The sequence below is a fragment of the Bacillus cereus group sp. N8 genome (genome assembly GCF_016483685.1).
GTDB classification, from domain to species: Bacteria; Bacillota; Bacilli; order Bacillales; family Bacillaceae_G; genus Bacillus_A; species Bacillus_A proteolyticus.
In genome coordinates this window covers 1-7,228 of record NZ_JAEHBK010000075.1, presented here as the reverse complement: position 1 = coordinate 7,228, position 7,228 = coordinate 1, and the positions used below count along the sequence as shown (strand labels likewise).

Sequence of the window (7,228 nt, the reverse complement as noted above, 5' to 3'; positions counted from 1 at the left end):
ACCCCAAAACAATATTCCCTTATTTCTGTGGGTTTGTTTTTTTTTTAAAAAAAAAAATAAAAAAAAAAAAAATAAAAAAAAAAAAAAAAAAAAAAAAAAAAAAATACATATCCATGTTTACATAAATAGGGGTGAGAGAATATGTACAAACTGACCGAGATTATTGACGTAAAAGAAATACAAACTATGGCAGAACACTTTTATCTTTTAACACAGATTTCACATCAGCTGCTTGATTGCAACGGAGAAATCATATTTCATTACGGCACACCATCCTCTGATATACATTTACATACAAAAATTCATGTCCCTATTATATTCAATGAAAATACGATTGGTGATTTTGTAATTTTGTCGCCTAAAGATAGTATTGAATCTTGCACTATATACTTTAAATCCCTTGCAACGATTATAACGAATAAAGGAATGAATACATTACAGCAATTGCAGAAAGATCAATCTATCCCTGCTGAAAAATTATATACGATTTTACACAACATGCCCGTTATGGTTGATGCTTGTGATGAAGAAGGAAATATTGTCATATGGAACCGGGAGTGTGAACTTGTAACAGGTTATAGTGCCGATGAAATTATTAACAATCCTTGCGCGTTAGAGCTACTTTATCCAGATGAAACGTATCGGAACCAGTTACTTCATGGATTTTCTGAACTCGGTAAAAACTTTCGTGATTGGGAAATGACACTTACTTGTAAAAACGGTGATGAAAAAACAATCCTGTGGTCAAACCTTTCAGAAGAATTCCCTGTTCCTGGATACAGTCACTGGGCAGTTGGTATTGATATTACGCATCGGAAAAAGGTAGAAGAGAAACTTATAGAAAAATCTTCAGAGTTAGAATTAATTTTTAAAGCACTCCCAGACTTATGTTTTTTAACAAGACTTGACGGAGTAATCGTTGATTATAAAGCCGGCTGTCCATCAAGATTTTATGTACCTGCCGAACAATTTATGTATAAAAAATTTCAGGATGTGTTACCTTTAGAGGTTGCCCTGCAGCTACAAGAAGCAATTGCAAGGGTACAGCAGAATAATTCCATAGAAATTGTAGATTACTCCTTGCTCATGCATAATAGTATTTACTTTTTTGAAGCACGATGTTTACCACTATTAACAGATAAAGTGATGGTTATGGTTCGCGATATTACAGAGCGGAAAAAGACAGCAGAACTATTAAATAAATCAGACAAATTAGCTACTGTCGGTCAACTCGCTGCAGGGGTTGCACATGAAGTGCGAAACCCACTCACTGTTATTAAAGGATTTATACAATTATTAGAGATACAAATGAAACATGAATCAAAATATTTTCAACTCATACTTTCTGAAATTGAGCACATTGAATCTATTATTCATGAATTTTTATCGATTGCTAAGCCTGAGGTATGTTCTTTTGAACAAGAGAGCATCGATGTAATTTTAAAAAACGTTGTATCATTAATTAACACAAAGGCAATTATGACAAATATTCATGTCACATTCCAAACGGATCCTGACGTTGTATATATTGATTGTTGTAAAAAACAATTAAAACAAGTGTTTATCAATGTTTTACAAAATTCAATTGAAGCAATGCCACATGGGGGAGACATAACCATTACCACTAAGAAAGTAAGTAACAATGCGGTGGAAATTTGTATTTCAGATGAGGGGATTGGTATTCCAGAAGAAAGAATTGCAAAACTTGCTGAACCTTTTTATAGTACGAAAGAAAAAGGAACAGGTCTCGGTTTAATGATTAGTTACAAAATTATTGAAAGTCATCAGGGAAGCATTTGTATAACAAGTAAAGTTGGAGTAGGAACCTCGGTGTACATTTATTTACCGCTTTTTCAAAATGTTTAAATACTGGCTTGAATGAAATTATGGCATATTATTTTGGGATTACATGTGTACAAGCGGCCTCGTGGATATACCCTAAATTTTCCCAACAAAAAAATCCCTGTAAAGCATACACACTTTACGGGGAGAGCCTGTTTTCTATCTTATTATATACGTACAGCCGTACCACTTACAGCAACCATTAACATACCATCACGAACAACTTCGTAGTCTACGTCAACACCAACGATTGCATTAGCACCTTTTTGTCTTGCAAGTTCTTTCATTTCGTCCATTGCAATATCACGTGCTTCTTTTAATTTACTTTCATAAGCACCAGCACGACCACCGACAACATCACGAACTGAAGCGAATAAATCGCGGACAATATTTGCACCCATAATAGCTTCACCATTTACAATATCAATATATTCACTAATTTCTTTCCCTTGAATTCCCTGCGTTGTTGTTACAATCATGATTGGCACTCCCCTATAACTTATAATTTTTAAATGTCGTTTCTTATGTCTTTATTATGACATGGAAAAAGTACTTAAACTATCTAATAATCTTACAGGAATGTGACATTTCTGTAAGAAAGATTTACTCATTTTCTATTCGGATTTCTTTAAAACATGACCTTTTTCTGATCAATCCTGTCGGGATAGATATACTAATTCTGTAATTATTCGCTTTGCATCAAACTCTAGCAATAGAAAAGCCTTGCTGATCGCAAGACTCATCTCCTCATTTCATCCAATTGTGTATCGACTATCCTCTGAAACAAGTAAACTTGTATGATCAATTTTGACAACACATTTCCCTAACCTCCGCTTTACTTCCGATTGTAATTTCTTGTTTGCTTCTTCTAAAGACTGTGCTGGAATAATTGCTGATTGTAAGTCTGTTACCTTGCCATCATACATCACAGAAAAATCAATTTCATATCGATGTATCATGATTTCCCCACTTCCTTTCCAATAGTACGATTACAACTCATCCTTACATGCTTTTTGTTTTCATATATTTTTACAATTACACTATTTTTCTTCACAATCCTCGCTAACCCTGCCAAAATAACCTTTAATAATTCCAATACTTAATAAAATGTATGCAACAACCTTAAAAAAAATGATTCTCAAACCCTATTTTTCGAAATTTCATTTAAGCTACTTAAAATCCCGAATAACAAACATAATCTCATTCGATACCAAATATATTAACGGTTCATTAGAAATTGATTACAAATAAATCTGGAATGTGATTTTCTCTGGAATGGAAACTTTTTGTGCTGAAAACTATATAAATATTGTTGTCCAACACATCCAATTGATAACCCTGGTAAAAAGGGGCTAAATTTTTATCACTACTCATATCTCTCCTCCGAAAATAGCCTTATGATTTAGAATAATAGGACTAATTATGATGCAATTTGTAGGATTTTTATACTTTTTGTCGAATACGTGTAAAAAGGAGGGAATATGGCATGCTGTTCACAGGATTCTTCATTAATCTATCTATTTTTTCTTTCCTAGCTAGTTCAGCTATTTTTATTCAAGTATTTTTAAGGAAAATGGATAATAGATTTATCCATTTATTTTTGGGGACATATGCAGGTATCATAGCTGCTATTTTGATGATTTTTAATTTTAAGCACATGGGATTGTTTTATGACTTGCGAGCCGTTCCTCTTATTATTTCGTTTATTTATTTTGGTCGTACAGCTGGTTGGATTACGTTAATGTTTATTTTATTTATGCGTATTTTCTACCTTGGTGGTGATTGGGGACCAGCTTTGATAGCTGCTTTAGGCATTGCTACTATATATACTATATTCAAAACATATCTCAAAAATACCCATCCCTTTAAAAGCGTTTTTCTTTATCTAGCTGTTTATCTAGCCATAATTCATTGGGTATTTGGATTCTTTTTTCCTTCTATCTCACTTATACTTCTTGACATCCAAGGTACATTATTTATATCTTGCGGACTCTTAATTGGTGTTTTTCTTATGGAATCCTATCAAAATTTATATTACTTAACACAAGACCTAGCTAAAGCGAATGAAACTTTACTAGAATCAAAGCGGGAATTAAGGGATACCGTACATGAACTACAAGGAGGTATTGTTAAATTTAAAAAAGTAAATGGGAATTTTATTCATACTCTGTGTGATGGACAATTATTTTATCAACAAGGATTTCACTCTGAACAAGTTGTAGGGAAGCTTTTACCTACTATAGATTCTTCCATTATTCCATCCCATTTAGTTCCTCGATTACTAAAGTATTATCAACAGGCATGGGATGGTGAAGAAGTAACTTTCGAACTACCATGGCCAAATGATGAGACTATGATACTTTTCTCTCTTAGGCCAGTTAAAAGAGAGGGAACAGTCGTTGAGGTGGTTGGTTCTACTGTTGATATAACGAAAAGAATAAATGCGGAAAATGAACTAAAGGTAACGAAAGAACGACTGGAATCGTTTATTAATCATAACGTAGATGCTATCACTATATTTGATTTAGATGGACATATGCTGCAAGCGAATAAAGCTTATGAGAAGATATTTGGTTGGTCAGAAAAAGAATCAGTAGGAAAAAAATTACCTTGCGTACCTGATTTTTTAATGAATGAAACTTTAGAGTTAATCAAAAATATTAGTAATACCAATATACAAGATCCTGTTATTACTAGGTTAGAAACAGTTAGACAACGAAAAGATAAAACTCTAATTGATGTAAACGTGACGGTTTCACCAATTCTAGATTTAAGGGGCAATATAATTGCTTTATCAGGAATTTGTAGAGACATTTCTGAAAGGAAACAAGCAGAAAGAGAACGCCGTCAATTACATCAACAATTAAGAGACAGTGAAATGAAATACCGTGCGCTCATCGAACAAGCAACTGACGCAGTATATGTAGTAGAGCTAAATGAGGATCAACTTCCGGCTCGATTTATTGAAGTAAATCCTGTTGCGTGTAAAAGATTTGGATATAGTAGAGAAGAGCTTCTTTCGATTCCATTTCCTAGTAACGTTCCGCCAGATTCTCCGATAATCAAAAGAGTGATAGAAAAAATTAGAGAAGGGAAAACTTCTTTCACTTTGCAAGATGAATTTGTTTTTCCGACAGGGAGAACTATAACAACTGAATTTGGTGTCCGTGTTTTTAACTTGAATGGCAAAAATGTTTTCTTGAGTATCTCTCGAGATATCACAGAACGGTTAAAAACAGAAGAATTATTACGAAAATCGGAAAAACTTGCTGTAGTAGGTCAATTATCCACTGCAATTGCTCATGAAATTAAAAATCCTTTAACAGCAATGAAAGGGTTCATGCAGTTATTAAAATCAATTGAAAATAAGAACACTGAGCATTATATAGATATAGTGTTAGCAGAGGTTGAACGTATAGATAGTATTACTAATGAATTTATGACATTAGCAAAACCTGAGGCATTAGAAATTAAAACTAATGACCTTAATGTATTAATGAAGCAAATTGTAATGTTACTTGAGCCTCAAGCAATTATGAATTGCATACAAATTACAACTGATTTTACATCTGATACTTCATTCATACTTTGTGAAGAGAATCAATTGAAGCAAGCTTTTATAAATATCTTAAAAAATGCGATTGAAGCAACACCAATGGGAGGGAAAATCTTGATTCAAATCGAATATGTGCCTGATCAAAACCAGGTAAACATTCGATTTACTGATTATGGGTGTGGAATTGAACAGGAACGTATACCTTACCTAGGAGAACCATTTTATAGTCTCAAAGAAAATGGTATCGGTTTAGGATTAATGATCTGTTATAAAATTATTGAGAAGCACCAAGGAAAGATACTTATTGAAAGTGAAGTAGGTAAAGGAACAACAGTTAATATAAATCTTCCTATATCTACTCTCGAAAAAGAAAACTCTTATTCATCTTCTTAGATACATCCTAGAATCATGAAGTACAGTTATACAATTTATTAAATTTTCCCCTTTAGATTTAATTATCTAAAGGGTTATCTATTTATGTTAAGAAAATCTCATATTGTACTCTCGCCATTTAACAGCTTTACGAACTGTTTGAAGTAGGGACTTCTGGGGAGGTATAAACTTTCTAATAATCTTAAATATAGAAATTTCCCTATTTCTACAAGTAGATATTTCTATATATCCCTACTTTTGTTATCAAAAATAAGTGAATATGCACCAGAACCTACAAAACCAACATCTCTAGCAAGATCCCGTAAGGTATTTGGAGATAAAAAACTTTGAATCTCTTGAGCAAATAGTTGTAATTCATCAGATACAGAAATAGACATACAAAAACGCCATCCTTTCCTATGATTCTACAAAAAGAATAGCGTATTTTTTCATTTTAGGGGAGGTTTTGTTGAAGTAGCCTGATAGCGATTGGTGGTACCCCTTATAGGATAATAGAAGTTTGCATTTTCAATTTTTTCACACTCTATTAACAAGGCAGTTATAGCATCCTGGTTTAGCGTTAAGAATGTGAATATATTCTACTTCTTTATTATCAAAAATTTCATCTATATTTTCTCTTAAATTTACACCTTCTGTAACCCTCGCTTCTACAATCATTGATTCAGCATTGTAGCCGCGTATAGATAGGTACCTATGATGTAACATAAGCGGAATTTCATTTACATCTAGCTTAGCGGTAGTTGCTCCCTTTCGTATAAATATAGGACCACTTGCTTTATAAGGCGAATTAACACTATGATATTGGTAATTCAGTAAGATTACCTCTTCTCCTACCTCTGCATCCTTCAAACTTATCCTGCAAGGATATCCAGGATTTTTATTTGCTATTATTTTGACTGCCCCGATACTTTTTAATGCTTCTTCATTCATTAGAAATAGGTTATTAAACTCCTTCTCTTGTAACGCAACGATTTGAAAGTTATTTCTCATATTCTATCCCTCCTTAATTAGTTGTTATAAAGCATTTCACTAATGATGCTACCACTAAAGTTCATAAAACTTGTTCAATAATCTTGCCCGTTTATTGAAGAATGAATTTTCGTAATCTTCATAGTAAGTTTAACATAAAATTCCACAGGAACCTCTAAAAAACTCATCCTTTTTAAAAGAGGATGATTGTCCAGTTTATTAATATCGGTTAAAGTAAATTGTTTATCGGTTAAACCTAGTTTCAGGGCTGGCGTTGACCTTGTTTTTTTAGATACTTTAGTAACCAAACAGAAGTTGTAGTACGTTCTAAAAATATATATTTTTTGTTTTGGGGAATAATGTATTTCTTAGCTTGATAGCGATGGGGTACCGCCAGCATTTTGGAAAAAACCATGCTAAGCAAAAAATACAATGAGCCGCCCATATGGACAGCTCATTTACATAATG

6 protein-coding genes are annotated in these 7,228 nt (G+C 32.9%); 2 read left to right on the top strand and 4 right to left on the bottom strand.

Annotated elements, in window-relative coordinates; all coding sequences use genetic code 11:
• Positions 1 to 141 precede the first annotated feature (141 nt).
• On the top strand, positions 142 to 1,866 hold the full coding sequence (locus tag JDS80_RS30015; RefSeq protein WP_199640738.1) for a PAS domain-containing sensor histidine kinase: 1,725 nt from the start codon (positions 142 to 144) through the stop codon (positions 1,864 to 1,866).
• Between the two features lie 143 nt (positions 1,867 to 2,009).
• On the opposite strand, the gene JDS80_RS30010 is transcribed toward JDS80_RS30015, so the two are convergent.
• Both JDS80_RS30010 and JDS80_RS30005 read right to left on the bottom strand, forming a co-directional pair.
• Positions 2,010 to 2,321, bottom strand: a complete 312-nt coding sequence (locus tag JDS80_RS30010) for a heavy metal-binding domain-containing protein (RefSeq protein ID WP_000637500.1) — start codon at positions 2,319 to 2,321, stop codon at positions 2,010 to 2,012.
• A 273-nt stretch (positions 2,322 to 2,594) separates the two neighbouring features.
• The gene (locus tag JDS80_RS30005; protein WP_199640737.1) at positions 2,595 to 2,801 is read right to left on the bottom strand and encodes a hypothetical protein; all 207 of its coding nucleotides are present in this window, start codon (positions 2,799 to 2,801) and stop codon (positions 2,595 to 2,597) included.
• 527 nt (positions 2,802 to 3,328) lie between these two features.
• Here JDS80_RS30005 and JDS80_RS30000 point away from each other — a divergent pair.
• Positions 3,329 to 5,791: a PAS domain S-box protein gene (locus tag JDS80_RS30000; RefSeq protein WP_199640736.1), complete on the top strand. Its 2,463-nt coding sequence runs from the start codon at positions 3,329 to 3,331 to the stop codon at positions 5,789 to 5,791.
• Between the two features lie 221 nt (positions 5,792 to 6,012).
• On the opposite strand, the gene JDS80_RS29995 is transcribed toward JDS80_RS30000, so the two are convergent.
• Positions 6,013 to 6,168 carry a hypothetical protein gene (locus JDS80_RS29995; protein ID WP_165616020.1) on the bottom strand — a complete coding sequence of 52 codons (156 nt, stop codon included), beginning with the start codon at positions 6,166 to 6,168 and terminating at the stop codon, positions 6,013 to 6,015.
• 139 nt (positions 6,169 to 6,307) lie between these two features.
• On the bottom strand, positions 6,308 to 6,781 hold the full coding sequence (locus tag JDS80_RS29990; protein ID WP_071744082.1) for a DUF1203 domain-containing protein: 474 nt from the start codon (positions 6,779 to 6,781) through the stop codon (positions 6,308 to 6,310).
• Between the last annotated feature and the right edge of the window lie 447 nt (positions 6,782 to 7,228).

Excerpts from the sequence above, each read along its gene's own strand:
- JDS80_RS30015 (WP_199640738.1), top strand. The coding sequence starts at position 142 with ATGTACAAACTGACCGAGATTATTGACGTAAAAGAAATACAAACTATG.
- JDS80_RS30010 (WP_000637500.1), bottom strand. The coding sequence starts at position 2,321 with ATGATTGTAACAACAACGCAGGGAATTCAAGGGAAAGAAATTAGTGAA.
- JDS80_RS30005 (WP_199640737.1), bottom strand. The coding sequence starts at position 2,801 with ATGATACATCGATATGAAATTGATTTTTCTGTGATGTATGATGGCAAG.
- JDS80_RS30000 (WP_199640736.1), top strand. The coding sequence starts at position 3,329 with ATGCTGTTCACAGGATTCTTCATTAATCTATCTATTTTTTCTTTCCTA.
- JDS80_RS29995 (WP_165616020.1), bottom strand. The coding sequence starts at position 6,168 with ATGTCTATTTCTGTATCTGATGAATTACAACTATTTGCTCAAGAGATT.
- JDS80_RS29990 (WP_071744082.1), bottom strand. The coding sequence starts at position 6,781 with ATGAGAAATAACTTTCAAATCGTTGCGTTACAAGAGAAGGAGTTTAAT.